This window comes from Thermocrinis sp., assembly GCF_036781485.1.
In the GTDB taxonomy this organism is placed as follows: domain Bacteria; phylum Aquificota; class Aquificia; order Aquificales; family Aquificaceae; genus Thermocrinis.
In genome coordinates, this window is sequence record NZ_DAIQAX010000010.1 from 35,813 (window position 1) to 54,719 (window position 18,907).

The 18,907-nt window shown below is 42.5% G+C and carries 16 protein-coding genes and 1 tRNA gene; 7 read left to right on the plus strand and 10 right to left on the minus strand.

Annotated features, from left to right (window positions below; translation table 11 throughout):
- Positions 1 to 6: 6 nt before the first annotated feature.
- Together V7P40_RS06345 and V7P40_RS06350 are read left to right on the plus strand one after the other, a co-directional pair.
- Positions 7 to 1,713, plus strand: a complete 1,707-nt coding sequence (locus V7P40_RS06345; protein ID WP_333785134.1) for an FAD-dependent oxidoreductase — start codon at positions 7 to 9, stop codon at positions 1,711 to 1,713.
- Positions 1,713 to 2,798, plus strand: coding sequence for a 5-(carboxyamino)imidazole ribonucleotide synthase (locus tag V7P40_RS06350; protein ID WP_333785135.1), 1,086 nt, complete (start codon positions 1,713 to 1,715; stop codon positions 2,796 to 2,798). Before V7P40_RS06345 ends, V7P40_RS06350 begins: the two co-directional genes overlap by 1 nt.
- On the opposite strand, the gene malQ is transcribed toward V7P40_RS06350, so the two are convergent.
- The gene (gene malQ, locus V7P40_RS06355; RefSeq protein ID WP_333785136.1) at positions 2,788 to 4,209 is read right to left on the minus strand and encodes a 4-alpha-glucanotransferase; all 1,422 of its coding nucleotides are present in this window, start codon (positions 4,207 to 4,209) and stop codon (positions 2,788 to 2,790) included. The two genes, V7P40_RS06350 and malQ, sit on opposite strands and share 11 nt — an antisense overlap.
- 30 nt (positions 4,210 to 4,239) lie before the next feature.
- On the opposite strand from malQ, the gene V7P40_RS06360 reads away from it, so the two are divergent.
- Positions 4,240 to 5,079 (plus strand): twitching motility protein, encoded by an 840-nt coding sequence (locus V7P40_RS06360; RefSeq protein ID WP_333785137.1) that lies wholly within the window; start codon positions 4,240 to 4,242, stop codon positions 5,077 to 5,079.
- Here the strand turns inward: V7P40_RS06360 and V7P40_RS06365 are convergent.
- From V7P40_RS06365 to V7P40_RS06385, 5 genes are read right to left on the minus strand one after another with little or no spacing between them, the layout of a single operon-like run.
- The gene (locus V7P40_RS06365) at positions 5,066 to 6,238 is read right to left on the minus strand and encodes a type III PLP-dependent enzyme (protein ID WP_333785138.1); all 1,173 of its coding nucleotides are present in this window, start codon (positions 6,236 to 6,238) and stop codon (positions 5,066 to 5,068) included. The two genes, V7P40_RS06360 and V7P40_RS06365, sit on opposite strands and share 14 nt — an antisense overlap.
- Positions 6,239 to 6,253: 15 nt before the next feature.
- Positions 6,254 to 8,026 carry a penicillin-binding protein 2 gene (gene mrdA, locus V7P40_RS06370; protein WP_333785139.1) on the minus strand — a complete coding sequence of 591 codons (1,773 nt, stop codon included), beginning with the start codon at positions 8,024 to 8,026 and terminating at the stop codon, positions 6,254 to 6,256.
- Positions 8,016 to 8,465, minus strand: a complete 450-nt coding sequence (locus tag V7P40_RS06375) for a hypothetical protein (protein ID WP_333785140.1) — start codon at positions 8,463 to 8,465, stop codon at positions 8,016 to 8,018. Before V7P40_RS06375 ends, mrdA begins: the two co-directional genes overlap by 11 nt.
- Positions 8,462 to 9,235, minus strand: a complete 774-nt coding sequence (gene mreC / locus V7P40_RS06380; RefSeq protein ID WP_333785141.1) for a rod shape-determining protein MreC — start codon at positions 9,233 to 9,235, stop codon at positions 8,462 to 8,464. Before mreC ends, V7P40_RS06375 begins: the two co-directional genes overlap by 4 nt.
- Entirely contained in the window at positions 9,232 to 10,263 is a 1,032-nt protein-coding gene (locus V7P40_RS06385) for a rod shape-determining protein (protein WP_333785142.1), read from the minus strand. Before V7P40_RS06385 ends, mreC begins: the two co-directional genes overlap by 4 nt.
- Before the next feature lie 25 nt (positions 10,264 to 10,288).
- On the opposite strand from V7P40_RS06385, the gene V7P40_RS06390 reads away from it, so the two are divergent.
- The gene (locus V7P40_RS06390) at positions 10,289 to 11,998 is read left to right on the plus strand and encodes a proline--tRNA ligase (RefSeq protein ID WP_333785143.1); all 1,710 of its coding nucleotides are present in this window, start codon (positions 10,289 to 10,291) and stop codon (positions 11,996 to 11,998) included.
- Entirely contained in the window at positions 11,998 to 13,053 is a 1,056-nt protein-coding gene (gene dprA / locus V7P40_RS06395; protein WP_333785144.1) for a DNA-processing protein DprA, read from the plus strand. Before V7P40_RS06390 ends, dprA begins: the two co-directional genes overlap by 1 nt.
- Here the strand turns inward: dprA and V7P40_RS06400 are convergent.
- The 4 genes from V7P40_RS06400 to dnaB are packed head-to-tail and all read right to left on the minus strand — an operon-like array spanning position 12,997 to position 17,131.
- Entirely contained in the window at positions 12,997 to 14,211 is a 1,215-nt protein-coding gene (locus V7P40_RS06400) for a ComEC/Rec2 family competence protein (RefSeq protein ID WP_333785145.1), read from the minus strand. The two genes, dprA and V7P40_RS06400, sit on opposite strands and share 57 nt — an antisense overlap.
- Positions 14,198 to 15,373 (minus strand): tryptophan synthase subunit beta, encoded by a 1,176-nt coding sequence (trpB, locus tag V7P40_RS06405; protein WP_333785146.1) that lies wholly within the window; start codon positions 15,371 to 15,373, stop codon positions 14,198 to 14,200. The genes V7P40_RS06400 and trpB overlap by 14 nt, the downstream gene beginning before the upstream one ends.
- A gap of 10 nt (positions 15,374 to 15,383) precedes the next feature.
- Positions 15,384 to 15,728: a hypothetical protein gene (locus V7P40_RS06410; protein ID WP_333785147.1), complete on the minus strand. Its 345-nt coding sequence runs from the start codon at positions 15,726 to 15,728 to the stop codon at positions 15,384 to 15,386.
- On the minus strand, positions 15,728 to 17,131 hold the full coding sequence (dnaB, locus tag V7P40_RS06415; protein WP_333785148.1) for a replicative DNA helicase: 1,404 nt from the start codon (positions 17,129 to 17,131) through the stop codon (positions 15,728 to 15,730). The genes V7P40_RS06410 and dnaB overlap by 1 nt, the downstream gene beginning before the upstream one ends.
- Before the next feature lie 20 nt (positions 17,132 to 17,151).
- On the opposite strand from dnaB, the gene V7P40_RS06420 reads away from it, so the two are divergent.
- Both V7P40_RS06420 and murJ read left to right on the plus strand, forming a co-directional pair.
- A tRNA-Leu gene (locus V7P40_RS06420) sits at positions 17,152 to 17,238 on the plus strand.
- 7 nt (positions 17,239 to 17,245) lie between these two features.
- Positions 17,246 to 18,724 (plus strand): murein biosynthesis integral membrane protein MurJ, encoded by a 1,479-nt coding sequence (murJ, locus tag V7P40_RS06425; RefSeq protein WP_333785149.1) that lies wholly within the window; start codon positions 17,246 to 17,248, stop codon positions 18,722 to 18,724.
- The last annotated feature ends 183 nt before the right edge of the window (positions 18,725 to 18,907 follow it).

Below are 18,907 nucleotides of genomic sequence, written 5' to 3' on the forward strand. Positions count from 1 at the left end.
TACTCTATGGCAAAATACGATGTGGTTATTGTTGGAGCAGGTGGTGCGGGTTTAAGAACTGCTATTGAAGCCAGTATGGACCCAACCATCAAAGTAGCAGTCATCTCTAAGGTTTATCCTACACGTTCCCACACGGGTGCAGCTCAGGGAGGCATGAATGCAGCCCTTGGAAATGTGATCCCAGAAGATTCGCCCGCATCCCATGCCTTTGATACAATAAAAGGTTCAGACTTCTTAGCAGATCAGGATGCAGTTTTCTTTATGTGCGAGAATGCTCCGGATATTGTATACGAGCTTGACAGATGGGGTGTGCCTTTTTCACGCCTCCCAGATGGAAGGATAGCCCAAAGGCCCTTCGGTGGAGCATCTTTTCCGAGAACTGTTTTCTCCGCAGATAGAACAGGTCATGTTATACTCCACACTCTGTTTGAGCAGGCATTGGCGCGGGATAACATAGATTTTTACAACGAATTTTTTCTATTGGACATAATCCACGATGGTGTAAGGGTAAAAGGGGTTTCAGTTTATGACATAAAAAACGGAGAAGTCTTGAACATCCAAACCAAGGCGTTGGTCTTAGCCACAGGAGGTTTTGCCAGGATATACTGGCAGAGAAGCACCAATGCGGTTGGTAATACGGGTGACGGTGTGGCCGTTGCCCTAAGGGCTGGGTTGGGGCTTAAGGATGTGGAGTTTATACAGTTTCATCCTACGGGCCTGGCAAAGACGGGCATACTTCTTTCCGAAGCCTGTAGAGGTGAAGGTGGATATCTTTTAAATGCGCTTGGTGAGAGATTTATGAAAAGGTACGCACCTGAGAAGATGGAGTTGGCTCCCAGAGATATGGTCTCGAGGGCTATAGAGTATGAGATAAGAGAGGGAAGAGGGGTTGGCAGTGGCACCAGCGCTTATGTCTATTTGGACCTAAGACACCTGGGAGAGGCTAAGATAAAAGAAAGACTTCCACAGGTGCGCCAGCTTGCTATAGATTTTGAGGGTGTGGATCCTGTTAAGGACCTTGTTCCCATAAGGCCAACTGCCCACTACTGCATGGGTGGCATACATATAACTAACTACAGAACCAGCGCCACAGAGTTAGAAGGGTTGTATGCGGTGGGAGAGTGCGCATGCGTGTCTGTACACGGAGCAAATAGATTAGGGGGGAACTCTCTAACTGAAATACTCGTCTTTGGCAAGTTCTGTGGCATATCTGCAAGGGAGTATGCTAAGCAAGTAGACTGGCTACCTCTGACAGAGGCGGAAAGGAGAAGAAACGTAGAATTTATTGAAAGATTAATGAACAGAGAAGGGTCTGAGAAGTTGGCTGATATAAGAAAGAAAATGGGAGAAATAATGTGGGAAAAGGTGGGTATTTTCAGAGACGAAAGGTCTTTGCAAGAAGCCTATCAGGAACTAAGCGAGCTTTTGGAAAGATGGGAAAGCATACCGGTAGTGGACAAAAGCAGAATATTCAATACAAACTTGGTGGAAGTGTTAGAGCTCAGAAATATGCTGGAGTTAGCAAGAGTGGTAGCATTTTGCGCACTTCATAGAAGAGAATCAAGGGGAGGTCACACAAGGGAGGACTATCCAAACAGAGACGACGAGAACTTCTTAAAGCATACTCTAGTGTATCAAAGAGGGGACAAGCTGGTGATTGAGTACATACCAGTAAATATCTTTAAATATCAACCGGCCCATAGGACTTACTGATGAGGATAGGCATACTAGGCGGAGGACAGCTTGGCTGGATGACTATAATGGAAGGTAAAAAGCTTGGTTTTGAGTTTTTGGTTTTAGACAGCTCCAAAACCTCTCCCGCCTGTAAAGTAGCAGACGGATGTTTTGACTACAGCAGTATAGATGAATTTGTGAGGCTCTGCGATGTTGTAACTTACGAGTTTGAGCATATTCCCGATGAGGTGCTGGAAAGCGTTTCCCATTTGACCTTACCTTCCGTTGAGGTTCTAAATCTTAAAAAGAGTAAAGTGGAAGAAAAGCTGTATTTAAGAAGAAGTGGATATCCAGTGCCAAACTTTCTGGTATCTGCTGGAGAAGACTTAGAAAAAACCGTGGCAATGCTTAACCTTCCTGTGGTGATAAAGGCGGAGAGTCTTGGATATGACGGAAAAGGTCAATACCTTATAAAGGGAGATACAGGAAAGCTTAAGACAATCAGAATGAATCACAAAAAAGAGGAGCGGTTTTTAGTAGAAGAGTTTGTAGAATTTGATTTTGAATTTTCCATAATAGGTGTAAGAAGTGGTAAAGGAGAGATAAAATTGTATCCACTAACCATAAACTATCATGAGGAAGGCATTTTGATATACAACAAAACCACCGACCTGAACTTTCCGTTTGCGCAGGAAATGGTCAAATCTCTGATGGAAGAGTTAAACATAGTAGGGCTTTTGTGTATTGAGTTTTTCCATACAAAGGATGGGCGGATACTGATAAATGAGATAGCTCCAAGGACTCACAACACGGGACATTGGACTTTGGATGGCTGTTATACATCTCAGTTTGAAAACCTTGTAAGAGCAATCTGTGGTTTGCCTCTTGGCTCCACAAGGCTAAAAAGCCCTTCTGGCATGGTAAACATAATAGGTAAGTCCTACGAAGAAATAGACATCAAAAGGATACTTTCTGTAGAAGGAACAAAGCTTTACTGGTATGGAAAGGAAAAAAGGTACAGAAGGAAAATGGGACATGTAAATGTAGTGGGAGATAGCCAAGAGGACGTGGAAAAGAAACTGGAGTATTTAAACGATGTGCTCTTTGGAGCCCTCAAGTGTTGAACCTTTGGTAAATGTATGTCAGTTCAGAAAGCCAAAGGTTAAGCTCCGCTTGGGGTAAAGTAATCATCCTCCACTCCCAATTGCCCTTGGAAGTGCCTGGTGTGTTCATTCTTGATTCTTTTCCAAGGTTCAAAAGGTCTTGCATGGGCACTATGCAGTAGTTTGCAACGGACATGTAGGAAAGCCTAATAAGCTCTGCGCTTACCCTTTCTTTTTCTACTTTCTTGCCAATATACTTATAAAGTCTCTCTCTATCTTCTTCTTTGAGCTCGTATTCAAACCAGTCCTTAAGGGGCATGTTGTCGTGTGTGGTGGTATAAACTACGCAGTTTTGTGTATAGTTGTGTGGAAGATGAGAGCTGTGAGGTTCAAAGAAAGCAAAAGCAAGAACTCTCATTGATGGAAAACCAAACTTATCTCTTATTTCCTCCACTTCCCTGTCTATAGTGCCTAAGTCTTCCGCTATAAAAGGAAAGTTTGGAAAACGTTCCTTTAAAAGGCTGAAAAATTCCTCTGGATAAGCCCTTTCCCATTTTCCATACTTTGCAGTTTTCTCTCCCTTAGGTACAGTGTAATAGGATATTAACCCTCTGAAATGATCAATACGCAAAATATCGTAAAGCTTTAAAGAGTGTTCTATCCTCTTTATCCACCATTGAAAGTTCTCTTCCCTCAATGCATCCCAGTTATAGACTGGGTTTCCCCAAAGCTGGCCTTCAAGGCTAAAATAATCTGGTGGTACGCCTGCTACAACGTCAAACCTAAACAGGTGTTTGTTAGCCCATACGTCCGCGCTGTCAAAGGCAGGGTATATAGGAAGGTCACCTATTATCTTTATTCCTTTTCTATTGGCATATTCTTTGAGCTTAAACCACTGTCTGAAAAATATATACTGCTTAAACTTCTCTTTTCTGATTTCCAAAGGATCGGGTTTTAGGTCTGTCCATTTCTCCCAAGAATTTGTGTTTTTCTTCCTAAGGGCAGAAAATACTGCGTAGTCTTCAAGCCAGAAGGAATTTTCTTCCTCAAAGGAATAGAAATCTCCAGATTCGGAAAAGTTTTTAAACGCTTCCTCCAAAAGCACTTCTTTAAGGAAGTAAGCCTTAGGGTAATCCACTTTAGAAGTAGGGTTTTCTCTGAATTTCTCCAAACTCTCTGAAGAGATCAAACCATCTTCACACAAAAGTTCTGGGCTTATCAAAACAGGGTTGCCCGCAAACAAGGATGTAGAAAAGTAGGGGGAATTTCCAAACTCTTCAAAGGTTGGGTTAAGAGGCAATACCTGCCAAAGACTTTGGTTGCTTTCAGAGAGAAAATCTACAAAAAGATACGCCTGTCTTCCCAAATCTCCTATGCAAAAGGGGGAGGGAAGGGAGGTAATGTGCAGTAAAACTCCAGCGGACCTTTGCATATGCAATTGTGTTATTATAAATAATTAACAATGAATTATGCACCGCAAATTATAAGTTATCTTAGTAGCTCGGATGAGATTTCTGAAGTATTTTTGGCACCAAATACTTTTCCCCTGGAAAGAAAAGACGGTAGACTGATTAAGTGTCTTGATGTCGTGCTCACGAATGAGGATGTCAGAGATACGCTTATTGCACTTAGAAGTTATTCATCTACTCCCATTAGCCATTTGGGGAAAGAAGGAGCCTTTTCCTTCAGTTTGCATAAAGTAGGCAGGTTTAGAGTGGTTTATGTGAAACAAAGGGGCACTTATGTAATATCAATCGTCAAGACACCTTTCGACATACCAAAGCTGGAAGATTTATGTGAGAACTACCAAAACGTAATTAAAGAAGTAAATAGGATTTTTGAAGATTTAAATTCATGTTTGGTGATTGTAACGGGCAAGAGTCCTATAAAGGTAAGCACTTTTTCATATTCCTTAATGCAGTATGTATGCTTTAACTTTACGAAAGTTGTTTTTGTATTAGAAAAACCCCTCAATTACATGCTAAAGCACGGCGTTTCCTTAGCTATACAGAGAGAAATAGGCGTAGACGTGGAAAGTTTGGAAGAAGGTTTAAGAGATGTGGTCTTAATAAATCCTGATATTCTTTACTTAGGCTTTAAGGAGTTTTTTGATAAGAGAGAAGTGGATCAAATCATTAAGATTATGGAAATGGGAACACTAGTGATACTAAACTTGCCATACGTCAGCGGGAACAACACTTTTGCAGTTCCTGATGAGCTGAAGAGCTTTTTGAAAAGGATAATAGTGGTGGAGCCATTGAAAGAACAGGGTATTCTCAAAATTGAGTTTAAGGAAATATAACTTCTGGGATGGGAAAGCCGTTAAAGGGGGCAGCGTATACAGTAGTGTAGGCTCCCGCAGAGAGTATGTATAGGTAATCTCCCACCTCTGGTTCTGGCAGGGCCACATTTCTTGCCACCACGTCCATACTATCACAGGACACTCCTCCGATGGTCCACTCTTTCAGCTCACCCTCTCTGTCTATGTAAAAGGCATATCTAATGCCACCTAAGGCTTCAGCTAAGCCGTTAAAAACGCCAGTATCTATATAAAACCAGTTATCCTCCCCCCTTTTCCCTTTACCTATAACCCTGCATACCATTATTCCCTGATCACCCACTATACCGCGCCCGGGTTCTATCTGAAGTTCGTGGGGTAAAATAGGGAAAAATTTTTGCATTAAGCCTTTCACATAATAAGCAATATCTTCTATACTCAGTGCTTCGTAACTGTATTTCACAGGTATTCCACCGCCGATGTTTAGCATTTGAAGCTTAAGGCCCCTACTTCTTGCCCTCTCCCATAGTTCAGCAGCAGTCCTTATACCTATGAACCAATTTCTAAAGTTGTTGCACTGAGATCCCACGTGAAAAGTAATACCGTAGGGTATGAGATTTTTTTCTCTGGCATATTCCAGTAAGTCTATGGCAGTGTCCAAATCTACGCCGAATTTCTTGGAAAGTGGCCAATCACTTCCTTCATTTGGAACAACCACTCTTACATATACTCTCGCCCTCTTCATTACCTTTGCTATCTTATCTACCTCCGTATAAGAATCCACCGCAAATCTATCCATTCCTACTTGTTTACAATACTCTATAAAGTCAAAAGGTTTAACTGGGTTGCTGGATATTATCCTGTTTGGGCTAACTCCGGATTGAAGCACCTTACTCAACTCTTGGCTAGAGGCCACTTCAAAGTGAGAACCTAACTCCGCAAGGGACTTTATTATTCTCTCGTGGTCATTTGCTTTGACTGCGTAGTAAATATTAAAGTTGGAAAAGTGATACTTTAGTTCAATGTATCTACGCCTTATTCCGTTTAGGTCCATGCAGAGCACAGGAGTTTTTTCTGGACGCAGATATGGTATGATGTGCTTTCTCTCCTCAATAAAGGAAAAAAAGGCTTTTTTTGCAAATTCAAACTGGATAGCCTTGTGGTCAACCGAGCTCTTAAGCATGCAAAAAAATTTAATCTAAGTGAACTCCTTGTGAATACCCTCCATCTGAATTCTCTCTATTATTCTTCTGGCTATAGGCGCAGCCACACCGCCACCTGAGCCACCGTGTTCTACCAAAACTCCGATGATGAAATGTGGGTTTCTGTAAGGATAGAACCCCACAAACCAAGCATGGTCTCTAAGGCGATAGGGTAGTGTTTTTCTTCTTGCGCTGATTGCTGCTACCTGAGCTGTTCCAGTTTTCCCAGCTATTTCTGCCATTGGAGAGTTAGCCAATAGGCCAGTGCCAGACCTTACCACATCCCTCATAGCTTCTCTAACAATGGCAAAATACTCCGGCGGAGCTTTGACAACTTTATAAACTACTTTTTTGTTTTTCCATATTAACCTTCCATTAGGATCCCTTACTTCTTTAATGAGTGTGGGTCTGTAGATGACTCCGTCATTAACTATCCCCATTACCATTAAACACTGCTGAAGTAGAGTAGCCTTTAGGTGCCCTTGTCCTATGGACATATTTACCGTATCGCCACCATACCACGGTTCCTTTTTGTTTTTTCTTTTCCACTCTGGATTTGGCAATATTCCGCTGGAATTGGGAAGCTCAAAGGGAACAGATTCACCAAAGGAAAACTGCCTTAGAATACTCTCCATCTTCCTGGGACCAAGTTTGTAATAACAATAGTGGTAAAAGTACACGTCGCAAGAATCCCTTATGGCGGTCTTTAGATTTACCCACCCGTGTCCATCTCTTTTCCAGCAGTAGAAAACTCTATTACCCAATGGAAAAGATCCTTTACAAACTACCCCTTCTTTAATACTAACACCCTGTTGGAGAAGACCTACAGCCAATCCGACCTTTATTACAGATCCGGGTGGATAATAGGCCTGAAGGGTTCTATTGAAGAGAGGATTTAAAGGATCCTTTTGATACTCGTCCCACATCTGGTATATCTTGTTTGGGTCATAAGAAGGATAGCTTACCAAAGCAAGCACTTCTCCGCTATCTGCCTTCAGTATCAAGATAGCCCCAGCTTTGTGCCCTGATTCCTTAAAAACTTCGTACGCAATCTTTTGAATTCTGCTATCCACTGTCAAAACCACTGTGTTGCCCCTTTTGGGATTTGTCTGCTTGTATACACCTACCACTTTCCCTACCGCATTCACTATGAGCTCCTCTGCTCCCACCGCCCCCTGCAGAGATTCCTCCAGCGCTTTCTCTAACCCTTGCCTTCCTACCAAGCTTTGATGCGATATTCTATCTTTATAAACTTCCAACTGCTTTTTTGTGGGATAACCCACATAGCCTATGATGTGAGCACATTCCTCCCCCATAGGATAAAATCTTTTTGGGATCGTGTTTATAAACACTCCAGGCAAGCGGTAGCTGTTGTTGTAAAATGCATCTATTTCTGATTGATCTGCGAGCTTTTTGATAAGTACAGGTTCTATACTGTTGTATTTGTCTAATAGTGATTGGGTGGATATCTCTATACCAAAAATTTCTCTTAGATTTTTCAAGGTCTGTTCCACAACCTCCTTTTCCTGCATTATCTTAGGGTCTAAAAAGATTGCATACTCTGGCACATCATAGGCAAGCTTTTTATAGTGCCTGTCTAATATGTCCCCCCTTTGGGAATATATTATCCTACGTCTGATGTAGTTTCTCTTAGATAGGTCTTTGTAGTAGTTTCCTTTCAGAACTTGAAGATAAAACAGTCTGAAAACCAAAATCAAGTATAGAACGAAAGACAATACAAAAAAAAGTATAAAATTCCTACGCTTCATCGCTACCTTTCAACACTTTTTTTCCAAAGAAGTAAACTATGAACAGTTCAATTAAAAAACCAATTAGAGCATAAAAGTCCAGAGGATAGTAATACTTAGTTCTGAATAAAAGATACCTGTATGCGTGTTCGATAGTGGCTATTACTACATAAAACATAACCAGCGTTGAGATAAGTTTCACATAAAAAACCTTTTTTGCAACGTCCAAAATCATGAGCGCTAACAACTTACCAGACGCATGCCATCCTAAGGAACCTTGAAGTAAATCCAAAAGCAAAGCCCCTAAAAACCCCCTGCCGTAATTTACCTGGCCTTTGAGGTTTGAAAGGAAGACAAAACACAACAGCAGATCAGGAACAAAGAGGTAACTTTTAAAAATTCCAACCAAAACTGAGCTCTGAAGCACTAAAATCAAGAACAAAACCAGATAGAAACTCAAATCCTCCTCCTTAAAATAACAACGAACTCCATCCTTCTAACGTCGGCTTCTGGCTTTACTTCCACCCTTTTGAAAAACTGCTCCTCAAGGGAAGGTGGTCCATACACTTTGCCTACTTCAAAGGAAGGAAAATGGGGACTTCTAAGCAAAACCCTAACCCCTTCCTTAATATCATCTTCTTGTAATACATGCAGGAGCCTACCAGTAGGAAAACCTCCTTTGTATATATAGTTCTTACCCTCCACTACCACGCTTACAGACATAGCATCAGACCATACCGTTCTCACTCTTGAACTACTCAGGTATACCTGGTCTACTATGCCCACGAATATGTTTCTATTTACTACCACAAAGCCCTCTTCGATCCCGTCCTTTTTACCTTTGTCTAAAATAATAAACGCATCCCTGCCAGAGGGATCGTAAGCAGTCACGCTTGCTATTAAGTAATCTAGTTCCTTATAAAATCCCTCCAGATTTTTTATTTGATTAAGCTCTCTTTTGCACGTTTCAAGCTCACTAACTTTTAAGTTCAATCGGCTGATTTCTTCCAAAAGCCTTTTGTTCTCCCTTTGCACATTAACTAAAAAGACATATGTATTTGCCAAATCTCTGACTTTATAAGAGATCTGACTCTTTAACTCAAGCACAGGTAAGAAAATACTGTTTATAAAACCAATTATAGGGGAGATCATTGGATAGGAATAAACTTCAGTTAAGTAAGATAGGGCGCTAAAGAAAAAGAGTAAAACGTAGATAATTCTACTTTTCATTCCATGGCTATTTGCCTTATTAGATGCATCTTATCAAGGACCGAACCTACGCCCCGTGCCACTGCGGTCATAGGATCTTCACAGTACCTTGTAAATATTCCCGTTTCACGATAGATTCTTGTATCTAAGTTCCTAAGTAAAGAGCCACCGCCTGCTAAGACTATGCCTCTCTCTGCTATATCGGAAGCCAATTCCGGTGGAGTTTTTTCAAGGGTTAGCTTTACAGCGTTTATAATAGAATTGACCACATCTTCTAAGGCTTGAGCTATATCAAAGTTTGATATACTTATAGTCTTCGGTAAACCGGTCATATCTCTTCCTTTTATTTCCATCGTTCTTTCTTGGTCTTCTATGATAGCACTACCTAACTCTATCTTTATTCTCTCCGCAGTTTGCTCTCCTATTAGTATATGATATTTTTTCTTTACGTAATTAGCCACCGCCTCGGTCATTTCGTCTCCCGCCACTCTTATAGAAGTGGAGGTTACTATACCAGCCAAGGATATAACCGCTATTTCGGTAGTTCCACCCCCCACGTCTACTACCATATTACCAACAGGTTCGTCTACAGGCAGTCCAGCACCTATTGCCGCGGCCATCGGTTCTGCTATAAGATAAACCTCTCTTGCGCCCGCACTCTTTGCTGCGTCAATGACTGCCCTTTTCTCCACTTGCGTCACACCTGAGGGCACCCCGATAACTACTCGGGGTTTAGCTTTAAATATACCTTTGCCTATCACTTTGTTTATCATGTGTGAGAGCATTATTCTCGTGGCCTCAAAGTCCGTGATAACTCCATCTCTGAGTGGTCTTATGGTCTGAATGGTTCCGGGAGTTTTACCAAGCATCTCTTTGGCTTCTTTACCCACCGCTATAACTTTTCCAGTTCTCACGTCTACGGCCACTATGGATGGCTCCGAAAGGACCACCCCCTTTCCTTCCAAGTATATAACTGTGTTTGCAGTTCCCAGATCGATCCCTATGTTGTTAGAAAACATACCCAAAAACCTCAAAATTCTGTTCAGCATAAGATTATTTTAAAATATCCCACCTATGCGATGGAGCAGATATTTTTGGTATACACTAAAAGAAGAGCCTGCAGACGCAGAAGCAAATTCCCACAGACTCCTCCTGAAGGCTGGTTTTACCAAGCAGGTAGCCTCTGGCATATACGAATACACTCCCCCCGCTCTAAAGGTGATAAGGAAAATAGAAGCCATTGTACGAAAAGAGATGGAAAGAAGCGGAGCTCAAGAGGTTTTGCTGAGCGTCTTAAACCCCTCTGAGCTTTGGAAGGAAACGGGAAGATGGGAAGTTTACGGAAGGGAGCTATTTACTCTAAAAGACAGACACGGAAGGGAATACTGTTTGGGACCTACCCACGAGGAGGAGATAACGGACCTTTTTAGAAGCTTTGTAAATTCTTACAAAAAGCTTCCTTTGATTTTGTATCAGATACAGGTTAAGTTCAGGGACGAAAAGAGACCCCGTTTTGGACTGATAAGGTCAAGGGAGTTTATTATGAAAGATGCTTACTCCTTTGACGAGGATGAGTTTTCTGCCATGATATCTTACGAGACTATGAAGTTTGCTTACGAGAGGATATTCAAAAAGTTAAGGCTGAACACCCTTTTAGCTGAAGCAAGCGTGGGAACCATAGGCGGTAAAATGTCCCACGAGTTTATAGTCTTGACAGACTACGGAGAAGCGCGCGTAGCCTTTTGTGAAAACTGCGGATACTGCGCCAATGCAGAAATAGTGCCTTTGCCAAAACACAAAGAGGAGCAAGAGGAAGAAAAGCCCATCCAGAAGGTTTATACACCCAACACTACCACCATAGCCCAGCTTTCTGACTACCTAAAAATTCCCGCATACAAAATTCTAAAGGCGGTCTTGTACCTAAAAGGGGAAGAGCCTATCATGGTTTTAATCAGGGGAGACAGGGAAGTGGATGAAAAGAAGTTAGAAAATGTCCTTGGAACAGATGAATTTAGACTGGCAACAGACGAAGACATAAGAAGAATTCTAAACACATCAAAGGGATTTGTAGGTCCCTTTAATCTTCCTTCAAACTTCAAAGTCCTCTGGGATAATTCAGTTTTTGGAGTAAAGAACATGGTGGTTGCACTTAACGAGGAGGACTATCATTACATCAACGTCAATGCGGGAAGGGATATTCAATATGGAGAGTTTGTAGATGTGTGTCAGGTAGAAGAGGCAGACCCCTGTCCCAAATGTGGTTCTCCTCTTAGAGTTGGGAGAGGCTTAGAGTTGGGGCACATATTCCTCTTGGGAACAAGATACTCAGAGCCTATGAGAGCTTTCATCAAAGACAGGTTAGGTCAGGAAAAGCCCGTGGTTATGGGATGCTACGGTATTGGTATATCAAGGTGCCTTCCAGCCATCGTAGAGCAGTATCACGACGAGAAAGGTATTAAGTTTCCTACGGTGGTTGCACCCTTTGAGCTTGATATTATCTGCGTCAATCAGTCGGATGAAGAGCAAAAAAGCGTTGCGGAAAAACTATACACGTTGGCTATGGAGCTCGGAATAGACGTGATATACGATGACAGGGACGAGAGCCCGGGCTTTAAGTTTGCAGATGGGGAGCTTTGCGGCTTTCCTTATATCCTGGTTGTTGGTAAAAAAGTTAAGGAAGGTAAGGTGGAGCTTTGGATAAGGCACACGGGAGAAAGAAGAGAGCTTCAGATAGACTCTGCCATCCAAGAGGTAAAGTCTCTGATAGAAAAGGATAAACTCTAATGGAGAATGTATTTTATTGGCTTACTCTGAGAGCTATATCCGGGCTTGGCGAAAGGAGCATAAAAAAACTTTACCAGCACTACAAAGACCCAAAGCTTATACTGGAGGCAGACCAGGCGGAGCTTGAAGAGCTTGTGGGAAAGGTTAAGGCAAGCAGGATAAAGGAGAAAAATCTCAGCTTTGACCCGGAGCAAGTTATAAAGGTATTGCAAAAAGAGGGTATAGGATGCATTACTCTTTCAGATGAAGATTACTTTCCTAAGCTGAGGGAGATAGAGGATCCACCACCTGTTTTGTTTTACCAAGGGGAGCTTAAGCAAAGGGTATTCTTTGGAGTGGTGGGCACAAGAAAGCCAGATGGATACAGTGTGAGGTATCTAAGGGACCTGGTAAATCTTCTGGTGTCAAAGGGATACGCCATAGCTTCTGGTGGTGCAATGGGAATAGACTTTCTCTCCCACAAGTTCTGTGTGGAAGGAGGGGGTTATACTGTATGCTTTTTGGGATTTGGTATCTTACAGGCACAAGAGAGTCTAAAAAGAGTGGTTCTAAGTAGCGGGGCTGTTGTCTCTGAGTTTCTTCCTTGGGAGAGCGCTGAAAAACACACATTCCCAAGAAGAAATAGGCTCATCAGCGGGGTTTCGGAAGGTGTTTTTGTGGTGGAGGCTGGGGAAAACTCAGGAGCTTTGATAACCGCTTACTATGCCAAAGAGCAAGGAAGGCAGGTTTATGTGCACGTAGGATACGGGTCCAGTGAAAGGTGGGAAGGTTGTATAAAGCTGGTAAATGAGGGAGTGGCAAAGCTTGTGGGAAGGCTTCAGAAGTTCGAATTAAAGGATGAAAAATCCGAAGACCCAATCTTAATACTTCTAAACACACCAAAGACCCTGAGCGAGCTGTCCCAGATCTTAGGAATAGAAGAGAGGGAGCTAAGCAAGAGGTTAGGATTATACATTGCAGAAGGTTTGGTTTCTTGCACTGGAGCTTACTACCACAGGCTAAAACAGGAAGGGGAGGAATACTACACCGGCAAAGAGTTTATTCCAACCTTTTAGAAAGTGAAGCGTAAAAGCTCCCAACGAAAGACTTAGGACAGTCTCCCAAAGACGGAATTTAAAGAAAACGGTTGGGGCAAAGCCTGAGAAGAAGACCACGGTTTTTATTATGGCGGTTCCTAAGAGTTCAAGGGGGAAGGAAGGTAAAGAAAATAGAGTGACCATATCCAGAAAGCCATATACAGTAAAAAGACTAAAGAGGGGAGTTAGCAAGGGGGTCAGAACAATGCTAAAAGGCGCAGAAAAGGAAAGGAGGGTAATTATGGGCATGGTGCCAAGAAAGGCAAAGAAGGAGACCCAAAAGAACATAAAAACCAAGTTTTTCTTAGGGGCATCCCTCAGGGATAGGATTATGTAAAGGGTGGCACAAAAGGAAAGCCAAAAGGAATAAGAATAAACGTATTCTGGATAAAAAAGTAGTATGATCGCTCCGGACAGAAAGAGTATGTTAAGGAGGTTTGGCCTTTCTCCGTAAAGGAGCAAAAGAATAACAAAAACAGCCATAAGGTAGGCTCTAAGGACTGGGGGCTCAGAAGGGACTAAAAATAGACTGTAAAAAGTTATACCCACAAGGGACAAAATCAAACCATACCTGTAAGGAGCAAGGTATCTCAAAATTAAGGCAAGGGCAGTCAGATGCCCCCCGGAGACTACTAGAAGATGGACCAGTCCAGTGGTCAAAAAGGCAGACTGAACCTTTAAAGGCAAAAGCTCTTGGTCTTCGCCCAAAAAGTAAGCAAGCACCAAGCTCTTAACTTGCCTATCTTCAAACTTCTCTTCCACTCTTTTTATCATGCGCTCTCTGAGGCTTGGCTTTGGTTCTACAAAGGATAGGTCCCCATAGCTTGAAGTTATAACTACCCTTCCCTTTGACACTTTCACTTTTGCGTATGCCTTTAAGTTTCTTGAGGGCAAGTCCAAAGCACCATAAACTATGAGTGTGGCCCTTTTTGCGTATATCTCAGGAAAATCTCCACCCAAGACCTTCACCTTTGAAAGAAGCCTACCCTCTTCTATGGTATGTTCCCCCTCCACCCGAAGGACCACAAAACCCTCTCCCAGATCTTCGTCAAAAAGAAAGGGATCCTGACCCCTTTGAATGGAAAAAAGAACAGACAGGAGGAAAAAAACTATCGGAAGATACTTAAGCTTCTCCAAGGTGTTTCATAACTGTTTCCATATCTTTGTCCCCTCTGCCCGAGAGGTTCAGAATCACCACATCTTCTTTGTCAAGCCCTCTGGCTATCTCCACAGTTTTCAAAACCGCGTGAGCTGGCTCCAAGGCTGGAATTATACCTTCGAGCCTTGAAAGCAGTTTAAAGCCCTCTATGGCTTCTTCATCGGTAGCGTATACATACTCTGCCCTTCCAGTCTCAAAAAGGTAGGCGTGCTCTGGTCCCACTCCCGGATAGTCAAGCCCCGCAGATATAGAGTAAGTGGTCTTTATCTGGCCCTCTTCATCTTGCAAAAAGTAAGACTTCATACCATGAAGCACTCCAACTTTTCCACCGTTTATTGAAGCGGCGTGTTTACCCGTTTCTATACCCAGCCCGCCAGCTTCCACACCTACAAGCCTTACCCCTTCTTCCTCCACAAAAGGATAGAATATTCCCATAGCGTTGGAGCCCCCACCTACGCATGCTACAACAGCCTTGGGAAGTTTTCTCTCCAACTCTAAGATCTGCCTTTTTGTCTCATCTCCTATAATCCTCTGAAAGTCTCTTACGATGGTTGGAAAGGGGTGGGGACCAACCACGGAGCCTATTATGTAATGGGTGGTTTCCACGTTGGAAACCCAGTCCCTTAGAGCTTCGTTTATTGCATCCTTTAAGGTCCTGCTTCCGCTCTTTACTATTCTTACCTGTGCTCCCAGTAGCTTCATTCTAAAAACGTTTAATCTCTGCCTTTGGGCATCCTCCTCTCCCATATAGACCACGCATTCAAGCCCTAAAAGAGCGCAGGCGGTTGCGGTTGCCACGCCGTGCTGTCCTGCTCCGGTTTCTGCTATGATCCTTCTTTTGCCCATCCTCCTTGCCAAAAGAGCCTGACCGAGCGTGTTGTTTATCTTGTGAGCACCCGTATGCAAAAGGTCTTCCCTTTTCAGGTAGATTTTAGCTCCTCCTGCGTATTCAGTTAGGTTCTTGGCAAGGTAGAGGGGAGTAGGTCTGCCCGCAAAGTCTCTTAGGTATAAGCGTAGCTCTTCCCAAAAGCTCTCGTCTGTTTTTATCTTTTCGTATTCTTCTTCTAACTGCTCTAAGGCGTACATCAAGGTTTCTGGAACAAACCTGCCCCCAAAGGTACCAAAGTATCCACGCCGCATCAATATAATATTAAACAAAAGCCAGAATTTCTGAAAGGTTTTTGGGTTCAAGTTTTATATTTTTTTCTGGAACTTCCAAAAAGATTTTAAGCGGATGCATTGATTTGTGTTTTAGAGCTTCACTGTAGAACTCTCTACCTTGATTCTCCTGTCCCAAGGCTAAGTTAGCAAGAGAGAGCAAAAGATATTTTTCGTAGCAATCTTCTGCAATCATAAGCCATTTTGTAGCTTCCAAGTATTTAAATTCTGTTATATACCTTACACCTATCCAAAAGGGAGATTTTTCCTGTTTGAGGTCTTCCTTACTTAATTTCTTACCGTCTTTGTATATTGAGATTCTAAACCTTACCCTCATCAGAAGTCCAAGTCGTAGTCTTCTGTAGAAATATCCTCTTCTATCTGTTGCGGTGTATAGGGTTCTACTCTGCTTTTGTAGGTGGGTGACAGAGACTTAAACATCGTGGTGTCTTTCATAAAAGCCAACCTTACTATTCCCGTAGGTCCCTGTCTTTGCTTTGCCACTATTATTTCTGCTATACCCTCTTCTTCTGGTGGTGGATTTTTCTTGTAATACTCTGGCCTGTGGATAAAAAGGATAAGGTCCGCATCCTGTTCAATCTGACCAGACTCTCTGAGATCCGCAAGTTGAGGCCTTTTGTCGCTCCTGTGCTCCACTTGACGGGAGAGCTGTGCTAAGGCTACCACCGGGACCGCAATTTCTTTTGCCAGAGCTTTGAGATTTCTTGAAATTTCAGCCACTTCTTCTTGGCGAGAGCTTCTTCTGTGGGGCGGCCTAAGAAGCTGTAGATAATCTACGAATATTATCTGAACTCCTTTGTCCTTCTTTAACTTCCTACTTTTTATCCTAAGTTCTGTAGTGGAGAGTGTGGGAGTATCGTCTATGTATATATTGCAGGAGGAAAGTTCCAAGGCAGCGCTTAGCAATCTTTCCCAGTCCTCTTCGGATATAAAACCTTTCCTTATGTTTTGAAGGGGCACCTTTGAGAGCATAGAAAGCATTCTCATGACAAGCTGTTCTTTGCTCATCTCCAAAGAGAATATAGCTAGAGGGATCCTTTCTTCCAGAGCAAGGTTCATCGCCATGGACAACATAAAACTCGTCTTTCCCATACCAGGCCTTGCAGCCACTATAACAAGGTCAGATGGATGAAAGCCTGTGGTTAGCATGTCCAAGTCTATGTAGCCAGAAGGTGTTCCAGTTACTAACTTCTCCTCGCTTCTTCTCTTTTCTATTATTTCTAAAACCTGGTTTGTTATCTCCTTTATGTGTTGGTAGTGGGTAACATGGTGCTTTTCCGAGATCTCGTATATCCTCTGTGTGGCCTTCTCAATCAAATTGCTGAGGTCTGGACTTTCTTTTATTCCTTTTAGTATTTCTATGGACAACTCCATAAGCCTTCTAAGCCCTGCCTTTTCTTTTACACTGTTTATCGCTTCTTCTAAGAGCACTCCTTCTGCTGCCTCCTGTGCTAAGGCGTACACAAAATCCATACTGATCCTATTTTGCAATCCAGATTTTACGATGTAATTGTTTAGGACTATATCATCCCAATCTCTACCCTTGTCTTCCCAAACTCTGCAGAGGAGCGAAAAGACAGTTCGGTGATCTTCAAAGAAAAAATCTTCTTCTTTTAGGTATTCAAGGACCGTGGGTATATTTTCGGGATCTTTTATCATGGCACCTAAGACTGCCCTTTCTGCCAGTTCATCCTTAGGAAGGTCTGTTTGGTCTATCATGGTATATAATTTTAATAATAGCCGGAGTGGCGGAATTGGCAGACGCGCTGTCTTGAGGGGGCAGTGCCCGTGAGGGCGTGTGGGTTCGACTCCCACCTCCGGCACCAAAAGTAAATGGGATTAATAAAACACAGCATAGCCTTTTCTGTAGCCACTTTTATAAGCAGAGCTGTAGGTTATGTAAGGGATGCTTTAATAGCTTACTATTTTGGTGTATCAAGTATTACGGATGCCTTCTTTGTAGCCTTTCGGCTTCCCAACACTTTTAGAAGACTGTTTGGAGAAGGAGGGTTTAACGCTGCCTTTGTTCCAATATACGCCAAGAATACAAAGGAGGGAAAAGAAAAGGAGTTTCTCCAATCCACCTTCACGTACTATCTTCTTATAAACCTTTTTACTACCTTGTTGCTCGTCCTTTTTGCGGAGCAGATAATAAGCCTTATAGCGCCAGGAATTAAGGCCAAATCCTACTTTGACTTAGCTGTTTTTATGGGTAAGTGGATATTTCTCTACCTTTTCTTTGTAGGTCTTTCTGCCTTTTTTATGGCTGTTCTGAATACAAAGGGTGTTTTCTTTGTTCCCGCCTTTGCCCAAGCGGTTTTTAATGCTGTCTTTTCCTTAACTATAACCGTTGGTTCTAACAGCCTTGGCTATTACTCGCTCATAGCGGGTGTTCTCGTAGGGGGACTTTTTCAGCTTTTGTTTCATGTTTTCTTTTTAAAAGGCGCTCCTATAGGTATTAGTTTTAAGCGTCATTCGGATGTAAAGCTACTACTCAAAAGACTTTTGCCCGCGTTGATGGGTTTTGGCATAGCCCAACTTTCCTTTTTTATCGATACGTTCTTGGCTTCCTTTTTAGCCCTTGGTTCCATATCTTACCTTTATTACGCTAACCGCATCTTTCAGCTTCCCTTGGGTGCTATATCCGTTGGTATGGCAAACTCTTTGCTCTCTGCCCTTTCCCACGGAGAGGACAAAACAAAAAGCACAACTTTAGCACTTCGCTTTATACTTCTGCTTTCTTTCCCGGCGGTTGTGGGTCTTTTAGTCTTTGCAGAACAAATAGTAGAGCTCTTATACGGTAGGGGAATGTTTTTAGAGAACGACGTTAAAGTGGTTGGCATGGTCCTTCAGGCATACAGCTTAGGTTTGGTCTTCTTCTCCCTTCAAAAGGCCCTCAGCAGTGTGTTTTTTGCAAGGGGAGACACGTTCACTCCTGTAAAGGCAAGTTTTTGGGGCATAATCTTTGAAGGCTTGACTGCTTACCTTTACGCCTTTGTCCTTAAGCTTGGTGTGATAGGCTTGGCTTTGGGAACGGCCTCCTCTTCTGTTTTTTCCTTTGCATACCTTCTAAAAAAGACCTACAAAATTATTGATTGGAGAGACATTTTCTCTGGGATGGTAAAAATAGTCTTTGCAAGTTTGCTGATGGGATGGTTCGGATTTACGCTAAAGGGAATTAGTTTATTAATCAGCATACCAGCCTGCGCCCTTGCTTACTTTGCTGTTTTGTTGCTACTTAGAGAGAAGTTGCTAATTTTAGCTTTGGCTTACGGCAATCGCTTAACTAAAAAGCACAAAGGCGTGTTATAATAAACTACAAAGTTCTGAGGGCCTTTATAGAGCCCTTGTCAAATTGACAACTGAATAGGGTGCGTCTTCCTTAGGGGAGGTATCCCTCTACTTCACAACACCGCTTTCTTTTTATTGAGTCTCAAAGCTTTTAAGTTTATGCTTTTATGCAAAAACATAAAGTCATAATTATGTAATTGCATA

Excerpts from the sequence above, each read along its gene's own strand:
- V7P40_RS06345 (WP_333785134.1), top strand. The coding sequence starts at position 7 with ATGGCAAAATACGATGTGGTTATTGTTGGAGCAGGTGGTGCGGGTTTA.
- V7P40_RS06350 (WP_333785135.1), top strand. The coding sequence starts at position 1,713 with ATGAGGATAGGCATACTAGGCGGAGGACAGCTTGGCTGGATGACTATA.
- malQ (WP_333785136.1), bottom strand. The coding sequence starts at position 4,209 with ATGCAAAGGTCCGCTGGAGTTTTACTGCACATTACCTCCCTTCCCTCC.
- V7P40_RS06360 (WP_333785137.1), top strand. The coding sequence starts at position 4,240 with ATGAATTATGCACCGCAAATTATAAGTTATCTTAGTAGCTCGGATGAG.
- V7P40_RS06365 (WP_333785138.1), bottom strand. The coding sequence starts at position 6,238 with ATGCTTAAGAGCTCGGTTGACCACAAGGCTATCCAGTTTGAATTTGCA.
- mrdA (WP_333785139.1), bottom strand. The coding sequence starts at position 8,026 with ATGAAGCGTAGGAATTTTATACTTTTTTTTGTATTGTCTTTCGTTCTA.
- mreC (WP_333785141.1), bottom strand. The coding sequence starts at position 9,235 with ATGAAAAGTAGAATTATCTACGTTTTACTCTTTTTCTTTAGCGCCCTA.
- V7P40_RS06385 (WP_333785142.1), bottom strand. The coding sequence starts at position 10,263 with ATGCTGAACAGAATTTTGAGGTTTTTGGGTATGTTTTCTAACAACATA.
- V7P40_RS06390 (WP_333785143.1), top strand. The coding sequence starts at position 10,289 with ATGCGATGGAGCAGATATTTTTGGTATACACTAAAAGAAGAGCCTGCA.
- dprA (WP_333785144.1), top strand. The coding sequence starts at position 11,998 with ATGGAGAATGTATTTTATTGGCTTACTCTGAGAGCTATATCCGGGCTT.
- trpB (WP_333785146.1), bottom strand. The coding sequence starts at position 15,373 with ATGCGGCGTGGATACTTTGGTACCTTTGGGGGCAGGTTTGTTCCAGAA.
- V7P40_RS06410 (WP_333785147.1), bottom strand. The coding sequence starts at position 15,728 with ATGAGGGTAAGGTTTAGAATCTCAATATACAAAGACGGTAAGAAATTA.
- dnaB (WP_333785148.1), bottom strand. The coding sequence starts at position 17,131 with ATGATAGACCAAACAGACCTTCCTAAGGATGAACTGGCAGAAAGGGCA.
- murJ (WP_333785149.1), top strand. The coding sequence starts at position 17,246 with ATGGGATTAATAAAACACAGCATAGCCTTTTCTGTAGCCACTTTTATA.